At 73.6% G+C, this 18,373-nt stretch carries 14 protein-coding genes; 2 read left to right on the top strand and 12 right to left on the bottom strand.

Annotated elements, in window-relative coordinates:
- Positions 1–56: 56 nt before the first annotated feature.
- On the top strand, positions 57–821 hold the full coding sequence (locus ACFPZN_RS14455) for a GntR family transcriptional regulator (RefSeq protein WP_378282443.1): 765 nt from the start codon (positions 57–59) through the stop codon (positions 819–821).
- Here ACFPZN_RS14455 and ACFPZN_RS14450 read toward each other — a convergent pair.
- From ACFPZN_RS14450 to ACFPZN_RS14405, 10 genes are all read right to left on the bottom strand, one after another.
- Positions 775–1,050, bottom strand: a complete 276-nt coding sequence (locus tag ACFPZN_RS14450) for a hypothetical protein (protein WP_378282442.1) — start codon at positions 1,048–1,050, stop codon at positions 775–777. The genes ACFPZN_RS14455 and ACFPZN_RS14450 overlap by 47 nt on opposite strands.
- Positions 1,047–3,128 (bottom strand): hypothetical protein, encoded by a 2,082-nt coding sequence (locus tag ACFPZN_RS14445; protein WP_378282441.1) that lies wholly within the window; start codon positions 3,126–3,128, stop codon positions 1,047–1,049. Before ACFPZN_RS14445 ends, ACFPZN_RS14450 begins: the two co-directional genes overlap by 4 nt.
- The gene (locus ACFPZN_RS14440) at positions 3,125–4,399 is read right to left on the bottom strand and encodes a hypothetical protein (protein WP_378282440.1); all 1,275 of its coding nucleotides are present in this window, start codon (positions 4,397–4,399) and stop codon (positions 3,125–3,127) included. The genes ACFPZN_RS14445 and ACFPZN_RS14440 overlap by 4 nt, the downstream gene beginning before the upstream one ends.
- A complete protein-coding gene (locus ACFPZN_RS14435) occupies positions 4,392–5,177 on the bottom strand; it encodes a polysaccharide deacetylase family protein (RefSeq protein ID WP_378282439.1) in 786 nt (261 codons plus the stop codon). The genes ACFPZN_RS14440 and ACFPZN_RS14435 overlap by 8 nt, the downstream gene beginning before the upstream one ends.
- A gap of 11 nt (positions 5,178–5,188) precedes the next feature.
- Positions 5,189–6,172 (bottom strand): glycosyltransferase family 2 protein, encoded by a 984-nt coding sequence (locus tag ACFPZN_RS14430; RefSeq protein WP_378282438.1) that lies wholly within the window; start codon positions 6,170–6,172, stop codon positions 5,189–5,191.
- Complete coding sequence (locus ACFPZN_RS14425) at positions 6,169–7,239, bottom strand: GNAT family N-acetyltransferase (RefSeq protein ID WP_378282437.1); 1,071 nt, start codon at positions 7,237–7,239, stop codon at positions 6,169–6,171. Before ACFPZN_RS14425 ends, ACFPZN_RS14430 begins: the two co-directional genes overlap by 4 nt.
- Positions 7,236–8,141, bottom strand: a complete 906-nt coding sequence (locus tag ACFPZN_RS14420) for a glycosyltransferase family 2 protein (RefSeq protein WP_378282436.1) — start codon at positions 8,139–8,141, stop codon at positions 7,236–7,238. The genes ACFPZN_RS14425 and ACFPZN_RS14420 overlap by 4 nt, the downstream gene beginning before the upstream one ends.
- A 547-nt stretch (positions 8,142–8,688) precedes the next feature.
- On the bottom strand, positions 8,689–10,344 hold the full coding sequence (locus tag ACFPZN_RS14415; RefSeq protein ID WP_378282435.1) for a maltokinase N-terminal cap-like domain-containing protein: 1,656 nt from the start codon (positions 10,342–10,344) through the stop codon (positions 8,689–8,691).
- Between the two features lie 7 nt (positions 10,345–10,351).
- A complete protein-coding gene (treS, locus tag ACFPZN_RS14410) occupies positions 10,352–12,151 on the bottom strand; it encodes a maltose alpha-D-glucosyltransferase (protein WP_378282524.1) in 1,800 nt (599 codons plus the stop codon).
- Positions 12,152–12,201: 50 nt separating this feature from the next.
- Entirely contained in the window at positions 12,202–14,400 is a 2,199-nt protein-coding gene (locus ACFPZN_RS14405) for an alpha-1,4-glucan--maltose-1-phosphate maltosyltransferase (protein WP_378282434.1), read from the bottom strand.
- A 304-nt stretch (positions 14,401–14,704) separates the two neighbouring features.
- On the opposite strand from ACFPZN_RS14405, the gene glgP reads away from it, so the two are divergent.
- Positions 14,705–17,314 carry an alpha-glucan family phosphorylase gene (gene glgP, locus ACFPZN_RS14400; protein ID WP_378282433.1) on the top strand — a complete coding sequence of 870 codons (2,610 nt, stop codon included), beginning with the start codon at positions 14,705–14,707 and terminating at the stop codon, positions 17,312–17,314.
- 3 nt (positions 17,315–17,317) lie between these two features.
- Here glgP and ACFPZN_RS14395 read toward each other — a convergent pair whose 3' ends face one another.
- The gene (locus ACFPZN_RS14395; protein WP_378282432.1) at positions 17,318–17,902 is read right to left on the bottom strand and encodes a hypothetical protein; all 585 of its coding nucleotides are present in this window, start codon (positions 17,900–17,902) and stop codon (positions 17,318–17,320) included.
- A 30-nt stretch (positions 17,903–17,932) separates the two neighbouring features.
- Positions 17,933–18,175 carry a helix-turn-helix transcriptional regulator gene (locus ACFPZN_RS14390; RefSeq protein ID WP_378282431.1) on the bottom strand — a complete coding sequence of 81 codons (243 nt, stop codon included), beginning with the start codon at positions 18,173–18,175 and terminating at the stop codon, positions 17,933–17,935.
- Between the last annotated feature and the right edge of the window lie 198 nt (positions 18,176–18,373).

The raw sequence follows: 18,373 nt of genomic DNA, 5'->3' as shown, positions 1-18,373 counted from the left end.
GATCGAACGGCTCATCGATCCGGGGGGAACGGTGGGCCGGGGGACGAGAGAAGGTGATGCCGGTGCCGGACCGTCCGGCCTACCTCCGTATTGCCGACCAGCTGCGGGCCCGGATCAGGGACGGCCGCTACCCGCAGGGGGCGCGCCTGCCCACCATGGCCGACCTGCGCGCCGAGCACGGGGTCTCGGAGATCGTCGTGCGCCAGGCGATCGCCCTGCTGCGCGGCGAGGGCCTGGTCGAGACCCGCCGCGGCGGCGGGACGATCGTGAAGGTGGCGCCCCCGGTACGCCGCGTCGCCATGGACCGCTACCGCAGCGTGACCCGGCCGATGGCCGTGCCCGCGACCACGTTCACCCACGACCAGCGGATCTCCTGGAACGAGTACCGCCTCGACCGGGAGTTCACCCGGACCACCGCCGACGCCCCCCTCGCCGAACTCTTCGAACTCGCCCCCGGCACCGAGATGCTCCGCCGCCGCTTCGTCTTCTACGCTCGCGGCGAACCTCAGCAGATCTCCGTCAACTACCTGCCGTGGGACGTGGTCGGCGACACCCCCGTCGCCGACCCCGCCAACGAGCCCTGGCCCGGCGGCACCCTCGCCCAGCTCCGCTTCCTCGGCCACCCCCCGACCCGGGTCGAGGAGTCGGTGACCTCGCGGATGCCCACCCCGGAGGAGTCCGAGACCCTGCGGATGGGCGCCGGCGTCCCCGTCCTCACCATCACCCGCCGGCTCCTGTCGGGCCCCCGCGTCCTGGAGGTGTGCCGCGACATCGTCATCCCCGCCGACCGCGTGGTCCTCGACTTCGCGATCGATCTCTGAGCGGGAGGCGGGGGACGGCGACCAGGGTGCTGATGAGGAGGACGGCGGCCAGGCCGGCGCGGGGCGACCAGGTGCCGGTCATCAGCATGAGCTGGGCCGTGCAGGCGACCGTGACGATGCTCGCGGCGGCGGCGGCCACCAGGCGGCCGATCGGGTCCAGGTTCCGTACCAGGGTCCAGAAGGCCGCGCCCGGCGCGACGAAGAGCAGGGCCAGCAGCAGGAGGGTCACCGGATCACCACGAACCTCTCCACGATGACCGCGACCACGCTGACGAACAGCGGGACCGCCAGGACGGTCAGCGGCCGCAGGCGGGCCTGCCCGCCGGGCGGGACGCGCAGGCGGCGCAGCTCGCGGGTCAGCAGCACGCCCAGCAGGACCGGCAGGTAGACGAGCCCGGCCGGGGTCCAGGGGGAGGAGCGCAGGCCGAGGCCCGCCGGGGGCGGCACCTGGGCCACCGGTTCCGGTGGCGGGTTCCGCAGTCGGAAGACGGCGGCGTCGCGGTCGGCGAAGACCGTGCGGATCGCCGGGTGGGACGCCAGCGCGCGCCGCATCCGGGGGCCGTAGTCGGGGGCCAGGCCCGCGGTCAGCACCTGGAAGTCCTCGTGGCCGCGGGTGGTGACGAAGAAGCCGCCGGGTCCCTGCTCGCCGAGGCGCCGGAGGATCCGCGAGACGTCGGCGGGGTCGTCCCGGTCGGCGATGACGGGGGTGTAGGTGAACCGTTCCCAGCCGCGGTACGACCACGGCATCACCGGCGTCCCGCCGACCAGGTCGGGGTCCTCGGCGCTCAGCCAGACCACGCCGATCGCGCCCTGGTGCTCGCGCAGCATCACGTCGAAGGCGGTCACGTCGCTCTGGCGGACCTGCTCGTAGCGCTCGTTGCCGTACCGGACGGTGAGGAAGCCTCCGGTCAGCAGGAGGGCGAACGCGGAGGCGAGCGCCACCGTCGGCCAGTGGCGGCGGGTGCCGGCGCGCGGCGCCGGGAAGAACAGGTAGGCGATCAGCAGGCAGGCGGCGGGCAGCATGAAGAAGTAGATCCGCAGCGCGATCTCGCCGCCGTAGTTCTGCAGCCCGAACGAGGAGAACGGCACCAGCATCAGCACCGGCGCGACCCGGTCGTCGATGCCCCGGGCGCGGCGCCGCAGCAGCCCGGCCAGTGCCAGTACCACCACGGTCACGGCGATGAGGATCCGCAGCAGCTGGATGTCGCGGGTCTCGCCGGCCGCGTCGCCGAGCCGGCCGCCGGTGCTCTGCTGCACGTTGGTGAACACCTTGCCGAGGCCGCCGAAGATCTCCTCCTTGCGGCTCGACCAGTGGCCGACCGTCATGAAGCTGATCCACGCCGCGTACACGACGCCGGCGATGAACGGCAGGCCGCGCAGCTCGCAGCGGCGCACCAGCACCAGCCCGGCGCACGCGGCCGTCATCAGGAACGGGGTGAGCTGGTGCGCGGCGGTCCCGGCCAGCAGGAGGAGGAACAGCAGGACGAACAGGATCGAGCGTTCCCGGGCCGGGACGGCGGGCGCGGGCAGCTCCCCGGGGTCCTTGGGACGCCGGACGGTACGGCGGCGGCCCCTCCGCCGCGGGGTCCACTCGCGGTGGCGGAACCAGTTGACCAGGATCGCGACGAAGTACAGGTAGAGCAGGTACGCGAACGCCTGCGGGGACAGGTAGTCCTGCCCGACCCAGTTGGCCGCGATGAACAGCCAGGCCGCGAACCACTTGGCCCGCCAGGACGCCCGCAGCGCCCGCAGGATCAGCGCGTACGGCACCAGGTACATCAGGTTGGTGACGGGGGGCGCCCAGCGCAGCACCGGCTCGATGTCGTGCTGCCCGGCCGCCTTCATGACGAAGGAGACGAAGGCGAAGAAGCCGGGGGTGGAGAAGCGGGCGTCCAGGTCCCAGGCGACGGTCCCGGTGCGGGAGACGTACTCGATGAACCCGGCGGTCTGCCAGGCGGTGGGGAAGCGGGCGATCGGCTCCAGCGCCGGCGTGACGCCGTGCAGCGAGATGATCAGCACGCCGATCTGGGCGGCGAGGAGCGGCCGGTGGGGCGTGCGGAGCGCGAGCGTGGCCATGAAGGTCAGCACGATCACGGCGGCGCCGGCGAGGGTGGCGGCGGGCAGGACGCCGATGAGGCCGTGGCCGGTCAGCTCCTCCAGGTCCACGCCGCGCAGCGGCAGCCAGAACAGCGCGGCGCCGGTCAGCAGGGACGTGATCAGGGCGGCCAGGAGGAGGCGCGGGGTGCCCGGGGGTGACGGGGGAGCGGCCGGGGCTTCCCGGCGCGCCGGGAGTGCCGTCACGTTCATGGCCCGTCCCGGGTCGCGCTCAGCAGGCCGGGCAGCACGAGCGCCGCGACGATGGTGTTCACGCCGACGATGGCCAGGCCGGTGGTGGCCAGCCGGTCCGGGTCGATCACCACCGGCACCAGCGCCAGCACCCCGAGGAACCGGACCGCCTGCAGCGCGGCGATCAGCCGGGTGCGGCTCTCCACCCGCAGCACCCCGATGTACAGCTCGATGATCGCCTTGGGCAGCGCGGCCAGTGCCAGCGTCTGCAGCAGCGGCGCGCCCCGTTCGGCGTACTCGTGGCCGAAGAGGCGCAGCCCGAGCGGTGCCGCCGCCACCACGAGCAGGACGGCCGGGGTCATCAGGGTGAGCGTGCGGCGCAGCGCGGCCGCCGCGGACCCGGCGAGCCGTTCCCGGTCGAAGGACCCCTCGACGGTCAGCGACGTCGACAGGGTGAGGGCGAGCAGGTCGAGCATGATGCCCAGCGCCCAGGCCATCTGGAAGTAGGCGTTGGCGGCCGGGTCGAGGTGCGCGGCCACCACGACCGGGACCAGGCTGACCGAGGCGTACTGGAACGCGCCGCCCAGGTAGGCGCCCCCGGCGTACCGGGCGATGTCGCGGCGGGTGGGGCGGGCGCCGCGGCCGAGGTTGCGGCGGCTGTGCTCGGGGATCAGCCGCCCGAAGACGAGCAGGCCGACCGGGACGAGCATCGCGATGGCGGGCACGAACCACGACAGCGTCACCCCGCCGGAGGGGAACGCCGTCGCCAGCGCGACCAGCAGCAGCAGCTTGGCCACGCCGAAGGCCGCGTTCACGACCGGGACCCAGCCGGCGTGCCGCAGCCCGGTGAACACGCCCTCCTGCTGGTTCCACAGGTTCCACGCCACCGCCATGGCCAGGAACCACAGCCCGGTCCGCCAGCCGCCGAGGTGGGCGAACGACTCGCCCCACAGGTCCAGGGTGAGCAGGAAGCCGAGGGCGAGCAGGGCCGCCGCGGCCGCGCCGGCGGCGTAGCAGGCCAGCACCAGCGCGCGGGTGCGCCGGGCGGTCTGCGGGACGAACCGGATGAGCAGGAAGTTGAGCATCGTCACGCCGCCCACGAACATGATCGCCTGGATCACGGCCCAGTCGCGGCCCATGGCCTCGGGGGCGTACAGCGCGGCGCCCAGGCCCCAGTACGCCAGCCCCAGCAGCCCGGTGAGCCCGCCGTTGGCGACCAGCGCGTAGGCGTTGCGGAACAGCGGGTCGGACAGCTCGCGGCGCAGCCGCCCGGCGACGGCCAGATCAGCCATGGCGGCTCACCCGCCGCAGCCCGTGGCGGGTCCGCCGGACGGCGGCGTACCCCTTCGTCAGCGCCCGGTCCCGGAGGAAGATCAGGGGGATGCGCCGCCCGCCGGCGATCCGGGCGAACGTGGCGAGCGTGGTCGAGGCGCGGACGGTCAGCCGGGGGACGGTCAGCGTGCCGTCCGCCGCGGGGGGAAGGGGCGCGAGGCGGTTGGCGACGGCGCAGGCGCTGTCGTACCCGGCGGCGCGGACCGCGCGCCGCACCCGCGCGCTGGAGTAGCCGTACGGGTAGGCCATCGTGGTGACGGCCGTGCCGAGCCGATCCTCCAGGAGGCCGCGGCTGCGGGTCAGCTCGTCGGCGAGCGCCGGGTCCGGGAGCTGGTCGAGCTGCGGGTGGCCGTGGCTGTGGGCGCCGATCTCGATCCCGGACGCCGCCGACTCCCGCACCTGCGACCACGCCATCATCGCGGTCGGCGGGCGGCCGGCCGCGTCCGGTCCGGCGTCGGCCAGCCAGCCGGTGGTGACGAACACGGTCGCCGCGAAGCCGTGCCGCTCCAGGACGGGCAGCGCCGCCGCGTGGAAGTCGGCGTAGCCGTCGTCGAAGGTGAGGGCGATCGGGCGCCGGACCCCGGCCGCGCCCCCCGCCAGCGCCGAGAACGGGACGGGCGTGAAGCCCTCGTCCGCCAGCAGCGCCATCTGGTCGGCGAACGCGGCGGGACGCACCGCGAGCCCGGCGGTCGCGCGCGGCGGCCGGTCGGCGATCGAGTGGTACATGAGCACGGGCACGGAGCGCACGGTCACGCGCCCCCGAAGCGGCCCATGGCGTACCCCCACGCCGTCCAGGCCAGCCCGACGGAGATGGCGGAGGCGCGGCCGAGGCCGGCCGGGTCGCCGCGGAGGGCGTCGCCGACGCCGTGCAGCGCGCCCAGGGGCAGCGTCCTGAGGACGTGGGCGCGCTCGCTGGCCAGGCCGTCCTGGCTGCCCACGCTCCGGGTGACCAGGGCCTTGGACAGGCCCTCGGCGTAGCAGCGTTCGCGGAAGTAGGCGAACCGGGCGCGCTCGGCCGGGACGCGGTGCCAGATGACGGCGCCGTCGTCGTACACCAGCTCGGACCCGGGGCTGCGCTGGCGCAGCCGGATGCAGAACTCGGTCTCCTCGCAGCCCAGGGGCCGCCCGCTGAAGGTGCGGCCGATGCCGCTGTCGAAGCCGCCGGCGATCGGGAACGCCTCGCTGCGGAACGAGGCGTTGCCGCCCATCAGGTTCCGCACCGGACCGGGGACCAGGCCGCGGTAGGTGCACCCGACCGTCCAGTCGAACTCCTCGGGGAACCAGCGCGGGCGCCGCCCGGCCGGCTCCGGATCCGGCTCCGCGGACGAGGCCGGCCCGGCCGGCGGCGTCGAGCCCGGCCACAGCGGCAGCGTCAGGCCGCCGACGCCCGCGGTCCGCGGGTCGGCGTAGTGCCGGGCGAACGCGGCGAGCCAGCCCGGCGCGGCCACCGCGTCGTCGTCGAGGAAGGCCACCACGTCGCCGCGGGCGGCCGCGACGCCGGTGTTCTTGCCGCCCGACAGGCCGCGCGCCCCGGCGTTCGGCACGACCGCGACGTCGCGCAGCGAGCGCCTGAGCCGGTCGCGCAGGTCCGGATTGTGGTCGACGACCAGGATGATCTCCTCGGGCGCGTGCCGCTGCGCGCGCACGGACGCGACCGCGGCGTGCACATCGTCCCAGCGCCGGTCGGTGTAGGCGCAGACGACGACCGAGAAGCGGGGGCCGGGCACGGTCATCGCGTCCGCCCCCTCAGCCTGGCGCAGGTCTTCAGGACGCGGTCGGCGCGCCGGTAGAGCGCCGGGTGGTCCAGCACGGCGCCGCGCGCCCGGCCGAGCGGCGCGGCGCGCACCCAGTGCAGGCCCGCGCCCGCGGTGCGGCGGGCGACCCGGCCCTCGGCGATGGGGATCTCGCGGCCCTTGAAGCACTCCTTGAACTCCTTGCCGCCGCGGCCCATCGCGATCTCGGCGACGCCGGCCTCCGCGCAGCCGCGGGCCAGCCGCAGATGGCCGAGCATGCCGGGGGAGTACCTGCCGAAGCGGACGTCGTAGGCGGGGAACCAGCCCGCCATGACCGTGCCGCCGCGCAGGCCGAAGTGCGCCGACACCGGTTCCTCCCCGGCCCACAGCACGCTGAGCACCCCGAAGCCGGTCTCGTGGAAGTGCCGCACCAGCCGCACGATCCAGGGCCGGGCGAACCGGTCGGCGCGGCCCGTCCGGGTGTACTGCGCGGACTTCCACTCCATCAGCCGGCGCAGGTCGGCGGGGTCGGCGGAGGCGAACACGTACCGCACCTCGCCGACCTCGCGGCCGAGCTTGCGCTCCTTGTAGCGGAGGGTCCGGTGGGTCTTGGGCGCGGCCCGCCGCATCTCCCCCTCGAACGCCGCGAACCCGGCGCCCAGGTCCATCACCGGCTCGACCCGCCGCGCCGCGTGGTACGGCGCGAACAGCGCCTGGTGCGCCAGCAGGTGGTCGAAGTCCCAGACGCCGAGCCCGCAGGCGCGCAGCAGGGCGCGGGCGTCCAGGCGCAGGCCGGGCGGGGCGACGATCCCCTGGAGGTCGGTGAGGCCGGACCCGACCGGGTGGCCGATGCCGGCCGGGCCGCGCTCGTAGGGGAAGAACGCCACGACCTGCGGGCCGTCCTCGACCACGGCGATCCGGGCGCCGTCCCGGAACCGGCCGACCCCCAGGGCGAACTCGGGCGCCAGGAACGGGTTGCCCAGTTCGGGGTCGGTGAGCTGCAGCTCGCGCCAGCGCCCGATCTCGGCCGGGCCGAGGTCGCGCGGGCGCACCACGGTGACCTTCACGGTGATGCCGTCCCGGTCACTCGGTGGCGGTGCGGCTGAGGGCCGCCGGCCGCCGGCCGCAGTCCGGCCGGGCCCGGAGCCGGGGACGGGGACGGCTCGGCGGGGGCGGGGGCGCCGTCGCCTGGCAGCGGCTCCAGCGCGCCCCGGAAGCGCAGCCGGACCATCGTCTTGAGCACCCGCCAGCCGTCCCGCCAGGTGTTGAGGTTGGACTCCCCGTGCCGGCGCTCGGTCTCGTGGCTGACCACCTCGGCGATCCGCAGCCCGGCCCGGACGGCGTTGACGCACATCTCGGTCTCGATCTCGAAGCCGGTGGACTCCAGCCGCAGCCGCTCCACCGCGTCCCGGCGCATCGCGACGTAGCCGTAGCACAGGTCCGACCAGTGCTGCCGGTACAGCGCGTTGGCCAGCGCGGTCAGGGCGGAGTTGCCCAGCCGCCGCAGGCCGGTCAGGTCGTCCGAGCCGCCCCCGCAGCCGTACCGGGTGCCCTTCACGAAGTCGTAGCCGCGGCACAGCAGCGCCAGGAACGCGTCGAACTCGGCGGGGTCCATGCTGCCGTCGGCGTCCAGCATGATGATCATCTCGGAGCTCGCCGCGGCCATCCCCGTCCGCATGGCGCTGCCCTTCCCGGTGGGCGGCTCGACGATGATCCGTGCGTCCGGCCGGACCGACAGCACGAACTCGACCGTCCCGTCGGTGGACTGCCCGTCCACGATCACGATCTCGTCCACGGCGGCGAGCCGCGGCAGGAGCCAGCGGAGGTTGTCGGCCTCGTTGAGGGTCGGCACGACCGCGGTGACCGTGGGCCAGCGGCGGGCGGTGCGGTGCGCGGGGGACCGGTCCGGGGCGCGTCCGAGGCGGGCCGCCCTCGGCGCGCCCTCCGCGTGCGCGTGGGACTCGCGCACGGAAGAGTCAGGAGATTGCATGGGATTCCCCGTATGTGTCGGCGTCTTTCCCGGTTGAGATGTCGGGTGCGCCCATCATGTTTGGAGGAACTCGCGAAGCACTCCCGGCGCAGGCGGTCCTACGCACCCTGTACCGCTCCGGCAGGTAAGGGCATCGTCACGCATTGCGCGGCGGGGGACGCGGGAAATCACGAATTTGTTAATGGTGAACCCCTGGCCGCTTCCGGTCAGCCGCAGGTCGGAGGCGGCGTCTTCACTGGTCAAGGACCAAGATCGGAAATCGGGAATTGATCAACGCGGCCGTCGGCGGTACTTATCCTTACCGGAGGAAAGGGAGGTTTCCGGTGCGCCGCGGGACGGCATTGTCGACCGCGCGGTGATAACGCAATGCGGGGGAGTCGGGTGATCCTGGAGATTGCCGTAAAACGCCGCCGCGTCTTTGCGGGTACGGGAACGGGTAGCGCGCGGACGTCATTCGTCCGGGTCCCGCGGCGACCCCGTGGTCGCGGGGCCCGGCGGTCCGCCGGGCCGTCCCGGACGGCCGGCCTCAGCCCGCGCCGGCGGTGATGTGCTCCAGCGACCTCAGCGGCACGGGCAGCCACGAGGGCCGGTTCCGCGCCTCGTACCGGATCTCGTACACGGCCTTGTCCAGCTCCAGCGCGCGGATCAGCACCGCGTTCGCCGCCGGATCGGCCCCGCCCGCCTCCGCGTAGCCGCGGCAGAACGCCTCCCGGTTGCGGTCGGCCCAGGCCCTGGCGCGCAGCTCCAGCCCGCGCGCCGCCTCGGGCGACAGGCTGGCGTCGCCGGCGGGCAGGAAGCGCGCCGCGTACTCGAACGAGCGCAGCATCCCGGCCACGTCCCGCAGCGGATGCGCCATCGCGCGGCGCTCCTCGGGGGAGCGGGCCGGCTCGCCCTCGAAGTCCAGCAGCACCCAGCCCGTCTCGCTGCGCATCACCTGCCCGAGGTGGTAGTCGCCGTGCACGCGCTGCAGCGGGATGTCGGCGGCCCGCGCGGCGAGCTCGTCGAACGCCCGGCCGATCGGCCCGGCGTGCGGGGCCAGCTCGGGCACCGCGGCGCTGACCTCGTCGAGCTGGCGGTGCATCCCGCGGGCCAGCTCGCGCACCTGCGCGGCCGGCGCCGTCGTCACCCCGAACGCCACCGCCAGGTCGCGGTGCACGGCGGCGGTGGCGGCGCCCAGCCGCTCGGCCTCGGCCGCGAAGTCGCCGCCCGCGCCGCCCGCGTCCAGCTCGGCGGGCTGCTCGTGCTCCTCGGGGGCCGCGGCCCGGCCGTTCTCCCAGATCACCTCGCCGTGCCGGCCCAGGCCCGCCGCGGACCGGCCGGTCGGGTCGGGGAACCCGCCCGAGCCGGGCCCGCCGCCCGGATACCGCCCGTGCCCGTCCGGGCCGGGATGGGCCAGCCAGTCCCGCACGCTGGTGATCGCCAGCTGCCAGCCGTCGGTCGCGGTCCGCAGGTACTCCGACATCAGCGCCAGCGTGATCGGCTCGCCACCGCCGTCCGGCTCCATCTCGATCCAGCCGCGCACCCCGGCGACGTGCTCGCAGCCCGCCCGGGTCAGCGCGAGGTTGACCTCCAGGTCCGGGTTGACGCCCGGGGACAGCCGGCGGAACAGCTTGCACATGTAGGACTCACCGAAGACCAGCGAGGTGTTGCTCTGCTCGGCCGAGCCCGGCACGGCGGTCAGCCCGGTCTCGATCTCCACGCCCGGCGCCCGGTGGAACCGCAGCGCGCCCGCCCGGGTCTCCGCGGCGATGCCGTCCAGCAGCACGCGGGTCAGGCCGGGGTCGTGGACGGCGTCGTACAGGTGCCCGCCCTCGGGGTCCTCGCCGATCTCTCCCGGACGCAGCCGTTCGGGCAGCTCGTCGCGGCGGCCCACCAGCAGCTGGTACCGGTCGACGTCCGCGCCCTGCCGGACGTCGACGACCACGTGCCGCACCGACGACGGGACGGGACCGCCCTCGCCGCCGTGCGCGCCGTACGCGTCGTGCGCCCGGTGGGCGTCGCGCGCGCCGTGCGCGCCGGGGGCGTCGTGCGGGCCGCCGGGGACGTCCCCCGCGGCCACCGGCAGCTCGGTGTCGGAACTGATCGTCACCTCGCCGATCGGCCGGTCCTTGCCGGCGAACCACCGCTGCCGCGGCAGCCAGTGGGCGAGGGCTCCGGTCAGGGCACGGTCCAGCGGCCGCATCGCGTCATCACCTCGTCTCCGGTCCCCGGTCCCCGGCGCCGGATCCCGGATCGGGCGGCTCGGGCGGCGGCGGGAGCAGGAACCAGTAGAAACCGTGGCCGGGCAGCGTCAGCAGGTACGGCAGCTCCCCGATCGGCGGGAACCGCACCCCGCCCATGCACTCGACCGGCGCCGACCCCTGGAACCGGCGCAGGTCCAGCTCCACCGGCTGCGGGAAGCGGGACAGGTTGTTCACGCACAGCACCGTGTCCATGCCGCCCCAGTGGTTGGACTCGCCCTCGCCGATCTCCCGGACGAACGCCAGCACGCTGGGGTTGGACGCGGTCAGCTCCACGTACGACCCCACCCCGAACACCGGGTGCCGCTGCCGGATCTCGATCATCTTCCGGGTCCAGTGCAGCAGCGAGCCGGGGTTGTTGCGCTGCGCCTCCACGTTGACGGCCTGGTACCCGTAGATCGGATCCATGATCACCGGCAGGTAGAGCCGGGCCGGGTCGCACTGCGAGAACCCCGCGTTCCGGTCCGGGGTCCACTGCATCGGCGTGCGCACCGCGTCCCGGTCGCCCAGCCAGATGTTGTCGCCCATGCCGATCTCGTCGCCGTAGTACAGGACGGGCGAGCCGGGCAGCGACAGCAGCAGCGCCGTGAACAGCTCCAGCTGGTTGCGGTCGTTCTCGAGCAGCGGCGCCAGCCGCCGCCGGATCCCGATGTTGGCCTTCATCCGGGGATCCTTGGCGTACTCGGCGTACATGTAGTCGCGCTCTTCGTCGGTGACCATCTCGAGCGTCAGCTCGTCGTGGTTGCGCAGGAAGATCCCCCACTGGCAGCTCTCGGGGATCTTCGGCGTCTGCGTCATGATCTCCGAGATGGGGTAGCGCTGCTCCCGCCGCACCGCCATGAAGATCCGCGGCATCACCGGGAAGTGGAACGCCATGTGGCACTCGTCGCCGCCCGCCGCCGGATCGCCGAAGTACTCCACCACGTCGGCCGGCCACTGGTTCGCCTCGGCCAGCAGCACCCGGTCGGGGTAGAGCCGGTCCACCTCGGACCGGACCCGCTTGAGGTAGGCGTGCGTCTCGGGGAGGTTCTCGCAGTTGGTGCCCTCCCGCTCGAACAGGTACGGCACCGCGTCCAGCCGGAACCCGTCGATGCCCAGGTCCAGCCAGAACCGCAGCACCTCCAGCATCGCGTCCTGCACCGCGGGGTTGTCGAAGTTCAGGTCGGGCTGGTGGGAGAAGAACCGGTGCCAGAAGTACTGCCCCCGCACCGGGTCGTAGGTCCAGTTGGAGGTCTCGGTGTCGACGAAGATGATCCGGGCGTCGGGGTACGGCTCGTCGGTGTCCGACCACACGTAGAAGTCGCCGAACGGGCCGTCCGGATCGTTCCGGGACGCCTGGAACCACGGGTGCTGGTCGCTGGTGTGGTTCATGACCAGGTCGGCGATCACCCGGATGCCGCGGGCGTGCGCCTCCTCGATCAGCTCCACGAAGTCGCCCAGCTCCCCGAAGTCGGGCAGGATCTTGGTGAAGTCGGCGATGTCGTAGCCGCCGTCCTTCAGCGGCGACCGGTAGATCGGCAGCAGCCACAGGCAGTCGACGCCCAGCCACTGCAGATGGTCCAGCCGCTGGATCAGCCCGCGCAGGTCGCCGTACCCGTCCCCGTTGGAGTCGGCGAACCCCCGCACCGACACCTCGTAGAACACCGCGGTCTTGAACCAGTGCGGATCGCGCGGCACCTCGGGGTCGAAGGCGTCCGGCACGGGCTCGAACGGCGTGCTGTCGAACGCGTCGGGCGGGACCTCCGTGATCGGCTCTTCGACGGGGACCGCCCCCGGCGGAGGGGGAATGCTCGCGTCGCTCAACTCTCGTCTCTCCGGAGCGTGAAGATGTGGGCCGGCCGGACATGCGGATCGAGGCGCACGTAGTTGGACCGCCCCCAGCGGTAGGTCTCGCCGGACAACTCGTCGACCACGTCGAACGCGACGTCGTCCCGGTCGCCCGGCAGGCCCAGCGCCGGCAGGTCCAGGTGGACGGTGGCCTCGCGGACCTGGTGGGGGTTGAGGTTGACCACGGCCAGCACCACGTCGTCGAACCCGCTCAGGGGAGCGGCCTCCCCCGAGGCCCCCACGGTGTGCACGGACATGCCCGCGGCGCCGCCGGCCGCGTCGTTCCCGACGCCGTGCGTCTTCGAGAACGCGATGATCTCGGGCTGGTCGGGGTGGTGGAAGCGCAGGCCGCGCAGCCCGTGCAGCGCCGGATGCGCCCGCCGGAAGTCGTTCAGCCGGGTGATCAGCGGCGCGACGCTGCGCCCCTCCCGCTCGGCGTCCTCCCAGTCCCGCGGCCTGTACTGGTACTTCTCCGAGTCGCGGTACTCCTCGCTGCCGGGACGCACGGGGACGTTCTCGATCAGCTCGTATCCGGAGTAGACGCCCCAGGTGGGGGAGAGCAGCGCGGCCAGCACCGCCCTGATCTCGTACGCGGCGCGCCCCCCGTGCACCAGGTACTCGTTGAGGATGTCGGGGGTGTTGACGAAGACGTTGGGCCGCATGTACGCGGCCGCGCCGCCCGCCAGCTCCCGGAAGTAGTCCTCCAGCTCCTCGCGCGAGTTCTTCCAGGTGAAGTAGGTGTAGGACTGGTGGAACCCGATCTTGGCGAGGGTGTGCATCATCGCGGGCCGGGTGAACGCCTCGGCCAGGAACAGCACGTCGGGATCGGTCCGGGCGACCTCCGCCAGCAGCCGCTCCCAGAACGGGACCGGCTTGGTGTGCGGGTTGTCCACCCGGAAGATCCGCACCCCCTGGTCCATCCAGTGCCGCACCACCCGCAGCACCTCGCGGTAGATCCCCTCGGGGTCGTTGTCGAAGTTCAGGGGGTAGATGTCCTGGTACTTCTTGGGCGGGTTCTCCGCGTACGCGATCGTCCCGTCCGCGCGCGTGGTGAACCACTCGGGGTGCTCGGTCACCCACGGGTGGTCGGGCGAGCACTGGAGGGCCAGGTCGAGCGCGACCTCCATGCCGAGGTCGCCGGCGTAGGACACGAACGCCCCGAAGTCCTCCAGGGTGCCCAGGTCGGGGTGGATCGCGTCGTGGCCGCCGTCCTCCGAGCCGATCGCCCAGGGCGAGCCCGGATCGTACGGCCCGGCCTCCAGCGTGTTGTTGGGGCCCTTGCGGAACGTGCGGCCGATCGGGTGGATCGGCGGCAGGTACACCACGTCGAAGCCCATCTCGGCGATCGCGGGGAGCCGCTTCATCGCGGTTCCGAAGGTGCCCGACGCCGGGCCGCGGCGGCCCATCGGGTCGTACGAGGCGCCCTCCGAACGCGGGAAGAACTCGTACCACGACCCGATCAGCGCCCGCTCGCGGTGCACGACCAGCGGCGCCCACGCGGAGACGGTGAGCAGGTCGCGCAGCGGGTAGCGCCATTCGAGGTCGCGGACGTCGGGGTGGCGGGCGGCCTCCATCCGCTCGTCCGGGGAGACGGTCCCGTCGGCGAGCAGGGCGGCCAGCCGGACGAACGTCTGCCGGTGGACGGCGGGCAGCCCCTCGGCGGCGCGGGCGTACAGCAGCGACCCCTCGGCGAGCATCAGCTCCACGTCCTGGCCGCGCGGCACCTTGATCTCCGCGTCGTGCCGCCAGTGCGCGACCGGGTCGCCCCACGCCTCGACCCGGAAGTGCCACAGCCCGGTCTCGGTCGGCGTGGCCGGGGCGGCCAGCCGGTCCAGGCCGGGCGCCACGTCGGTCATCCGCACCGGCGGGCGCACGGTGCCGTCGGGGGCGCGCAGGACGATCTCGGCGCCGAGCATCTCGTGGCCCTCGCGGAACACGGTCGCGGAGATCTCGAACGTCTCGCCGACCACCGCCTTGGCCGGCCACCGGCCGCCGCCCACCCGGGGCTCGACGTCCAGGATCGGGATGCGGCCCAGCTCCGGCTCGGGAGCGCCGGACGCCTCGGGCGTTCCAGGCTGCTGCGGTGTCTCGGGCGCGCGGGGCGGCCCGGTCGGCCGTGTCGCGGCCTGTCGCGCGGAGGCCGCCGAGGACGTCCCGGACCTTCCCTGCATGCGCCATCCCCTACCCGGTCGTCGATTTCAAAACGTCCATGCCCGCGATTCCGCCTTTACCGCCCTGTAGCTTGCGATAACTTTGCGCAACCGATCGAATGCTCACCGCGATCCATGCCGCGCCCGTGCCGCGGCTGCGCGACCCCGGCGACCGGGCCTGCGACTCCTTCGGCGTGGCCGTCGGCGCGGTCGCGGCGCGGGGGTTGCTCCGCTGGGGAGGTCTTGGCGAAGAACGGACCCGGAGGTGACGCTCTCGTCCCGCGGGCTCGCGATCAACGGCGGGTCTTGTCTAGCGTGACGGTACGTGAAGGCCATTCGACGATTCACCGTGCGCACCGTCCTGCCGGAGCCGCTGCGCGGCCTGGAGGAGCTGATCCTCAACCTGCGCTGGTCGTGGCACCACGAGACGCTCGACCTCTTCCGGTCGGTGGACCCGGCCCTGTGGGAGGCCGTGGGCCACGACCCGGTACGGCTGCTGGGCGAGGTCCCGGCCGACCGGCTGGCGGCGCTGTCCGAGGACCGCCGCTTCCTGCGCCGCCTCCAGGACGCCTCCGACGACCTCAACGACTACCTGACCGCCCCGCGCTGGTACCAGGGCCTCGCCGGATCCGGCGAGGACGCGCCGCCGCGCGCCATCGCCTACTTCTCGCCCGAGTACGGGATCACCGCCGCGCTGCCGCAGTACTCCGGCGGCCTCGGCATCCTGGCCGGCGACCATCTCAAGACCGCCAGCGACCTGGGCGTGCCGATCATCGCCGTCGGGCTGCTGTACCGGCACGGGTACTTCTCCCAATCGCTGTCGCCGGACGGCTGGCAGCTGGAGCACTACCCGGCGATCGACCCCAACGGGCTGCCGCTGCGGCTGCTGCGCGACGCGTCCGGCGCCCCCGTCCACGTCACCATCGGGCTGCCCCAAGGACGCGACCTGCACGCGCAGGTGTGGCTGGCCCGGGTCGGCCGGGTGCCGCAGCTCCTCCTCGACTCCGACGTCGAGGAGAACGACCAGGCCAACCGCGACATCACCGACCGGCTGTACGGCGGCGGCGGCGACCACCGGCTGCTCCAGGAGATGCTGCTGGGCATCGGCGGCGTCCGCGCCATCCGCGCCTACTGCGAGATCAGCGGCCATCCCGCCCCCGAGGTGTTCCACACCAACGAGGGCCACGCCGGGTTCCTGGGCCTGGAACGCATCCGCGAGCTGGTCTCGGAGGCCGGGCTCACCTTCGACGAGGCGCTGGAGGCGGTCCGCGCCGGCACCGTCTTCACCACCCACACGCCCGTGCCCGCCGGCATCGACCGGTTCCCGCGCGAGCTGGTCCAGCGCTACTTCGGCGGCGTGAACGAGACGCCCGACGTCCCCGTCCACCGGGTGCTGGAGCTGGGCGCCGAGAGCTACCCCGACGGCGACCGCACCGTGTTCAACATGGCCGTCATGGGCATGCGGCTCGCCCAGCGCGTCAACGGCGTCAGCGAGCTGCACGGCCGGGTCAGCCGCGAGATGTTCGGCGGCCTGTGGCCCGGTTTCGACACCTCCGAGGTCCCGGTCGGGTCGGTCACCAACGGCGTGCACGCCGGAACGTGGGTGGCCCGGGAGATCCTCGACCTGGCCGCCCGCGAGGTGCCCGCCGTGGTGGAGAGCGGGCGCGGCTGGGACGGCGTCCGCGTCGTCCCGGCCGGGGAGATCTGGCGGGTCCGCCGCGTGCTGCGCGAGCGGCTGGTGCACGACGCCCGGCGCCGGCTGCGCGAGTCGTGGCGGCAGCGCGGCGCCAGCGAGGCCGAGATCGCCTGGATCGACGACGCGCTCGACCCCGACGTCCTGACCATCGGGTTCGCCCGGCGGGTGCCGTCCTACAAGCGGCTCACCCTGATGCTGCGCGACCCCGAACGGCTGCGGGAGCTGCTGCTCGACCCGGTGCGGCCGGTGCAGATCGTCATCGCGGGCAAGGCGCACCCGGCCGACGAGGGCGGCAAGCGGCTCATCCAGGAGATCGTCCGGTTCGCCGACGACGAGGACGTGCGGCACCGGATCGTGTTCCTGCCCGACTACGACATGGCGCTGGGCCGCGCGCTCGTCCAGGGCTGCGACGTGTGGATGAACAACCCGCTGCGCCCGCTGGAGGCGTGCGGCACCTCCGGGATGAAGGCCGCGCTGAACGGCGCGCTCAACCTGTCGGTCCGCGACGGCTGGTGGGACGAGTGGTACGACGGCCAGAACGGCTGGGCGATCCCGTCCGCCGACGGCCTGGCCGCCCCCGACCGCCGCGACGCGCTCGAGGCCGCCGCGATGTACGAGCTGATCGAGGACCACGTCGCGGTGACGTTCTACGACCGCGACTCGGCCGGGCTGCCGCGCCGCTGGCTGGAGATGGTCAAGCACACCATCGCCACCCTCGGCCCCCGGGTCCTGGCCACCCGCATGCTGCGCGACTACGTCGAGGGCTACTACACCCCGGCGGCCCGGTCGGCGCGGGCGATGGCCGCCGACGGGTACGCCGGGGCCCGCGCGCTGGCCGCGTGGAAGCAGCGGGTCCTCAAGGCGTGGCCGGGCGTGGGCGTCGAGCACGTCGAGTCGAGCGGGGAGGACAGCCCGCACGTCGGCGCCCGGCTCTCGATCCGGGTGGTCGTCGACCTGGGCGGGCTCGACCCGTCCGACGCCGCCGTGGAGGCGGTGTACGGGCGGGTGGACGAGTCCGACGCGCTGATCGACCCGGCGTACCTGGAGCTGGCGGGCGGCGACCCGGTCGACGGCGGCGGGCTGCGCTACGTCGGCGAGGTGCCGCTGACCCGCAGCGGCGCGTTCGGGTACAGCGTGCGGGTGGTGCCGCGGCACCGGCTGCTGGCTGGCCGTGCGGAGATGGGGCTGATCGCGCTGCCGCCCGCGCCGCACGGCATGACCAACGGCGACCTGCGGTAGGCGTCAGGCCCGCTTGCCGTACGCGTCGTGCCCGTCGTTGTCGTGCGCGTCGTCTTCGCCGTCCTCGCCGTCGCCGGGCGGCTCCGGCACCCGCCAGGCGATGACGAGGGTCGGCATGACGGCGACCGTGGCCAGCAGCGCCGCGAACAGCAGGAACACGGCCGCGCTCGGGATCCGGCTGATCGAGTCGTCCGAGCCCACCGCGGCCGGCACCGCGAAGTAGACGACGAAGAGCAGGATGAGGGTCAGCCGGTGCGAGAGCGCGTGCGCCCGCAGCCGCTCGCCGCGCTGCCGCTCGTCCAGCAGGTGCTCGGGCAGCCCGATGGTGCCGCGGGTGCCCACGATCAGCGCCCGGAACAGCACGCTCGCGGCGACCACGACCACCGCGATGATCGCGAAGCAGGTGAACATCGCGGCGTCGCTGGGCGCCAGCGCGTAGGACACCCCGGCGTTCACCCACAGCAGCCCCAGCAGCCCCGCGCACAGCAGGACGGCGCGGCGCCGCCCGGCGCGGCCCGCGGACCAGCGCTTCGGGCGCTCCTGCGTCAGTTCGAGCAACCGCTCCTCGCGCTTGTTGCGCGGTTTCATGGTCGACTCCCGTTCTTTCTCGGTGGGGGCTCAGGCGCTGCCGAGCCGGGGGAAGGGTTCGAGCGAGAAGACGATCTCCACCGGCACCTCGAAGTACGCGGCGATGCGCAGGGCCAGGTGCAGGCTGGGGCTGTACTCGCCGCGCTCCAGGTAGCCGATCGTCTGGTAGTGGACGCCCAGCGCCGTCGCCAGGTCGCGGCGCGAGACCCCGCGCTCGGCCCGCAGTACGGCGATCCGGTTGTGGACGAGTTCTTTGTCCGTGGACACCGGCACAGTCTCCCGTGGACGATCAGTGGCCGGGCTCGCCGCGCAGCACCTCGGTGCGGTCGTACCGCATCCGCAGGCCGCGGATCCTGAGGGCCGGAGCTGTCATGACCCTACTCCTCTCTGAAGTATCTCTGCGATCGAAGATAGCACATGTACTACATCTCATCGCAGAGTCATGACGGCGGCGGTGCTGGCAGGATGGAA

It is taken from the genome of Actinomadura rugatobispora (genome assembly GCF_042656285.1).
In the GTDB taxonomy this organism is placed as follows: Bacteria; Actinomycetota; Actinomycetes; order Streptosporangiales; family Streptosporangiaceae; genus Spirillospora; species Spirillospora rugatobispora.
The sequence above is the reverse complement of the archived record's forward strand: the minus strand, read 5'-3'. Positions and strand labels throughout refer to the sequence as shown.

Coding starts and splice junctions, on each gene's coding strand:
- ACFPZN_RS14455 (WP_378282443.1), top strand. CDS start 57: ATGCCGGTGCCGGACCGTCCGGCCTACCTCCGTATTGCCGACCAGCTG.
- ACFPZN_RS14445 (WP_378282441.1), bottom strand. CDS start 3,128: ATGAACGTGACGGCACTCCCGGCGCGCCGGGAAGCCCCGGCCGCTCCC.
- ACFPZN_RS14440 (WP_378282440.1), bottom strand. CDS start 4,399: ATGGCTGATCTGGCCGTCGCCGGGCGGCTGCGCCGCGAGCTGTCCGAC.
- ACFPZN_RS14430 (WP_378282438.1), bottom strand. CDS start 6,172: ATGACCGTGCCCGGCCCCCGCTTCTCGGTCGTCGTCTGCGCCTACACC.
- ACFPZN_RS14415 (WP_378282435.1), bottom strand. CDS start 10,344: ATGCGGCCGCTGGACCGTGCCCTGACCGGAGCCCTCGCCCACTGGCTG.
- ACFPZN_RS14405 (WP_378282434.1), bottom strand. CDS start 14,400: ATGCAGGGAAGGTCCGGGACGTCCTCGGCGGCCTCCGCGCGACAGGCC.
- ACFPZN_RS14395 (WP_378282432.1), bottom strand. CDS start 17,902: ATGAAACCGCGCAACAAGCGCGAGGAGCGGTTGCTCGAACTGACGCAG.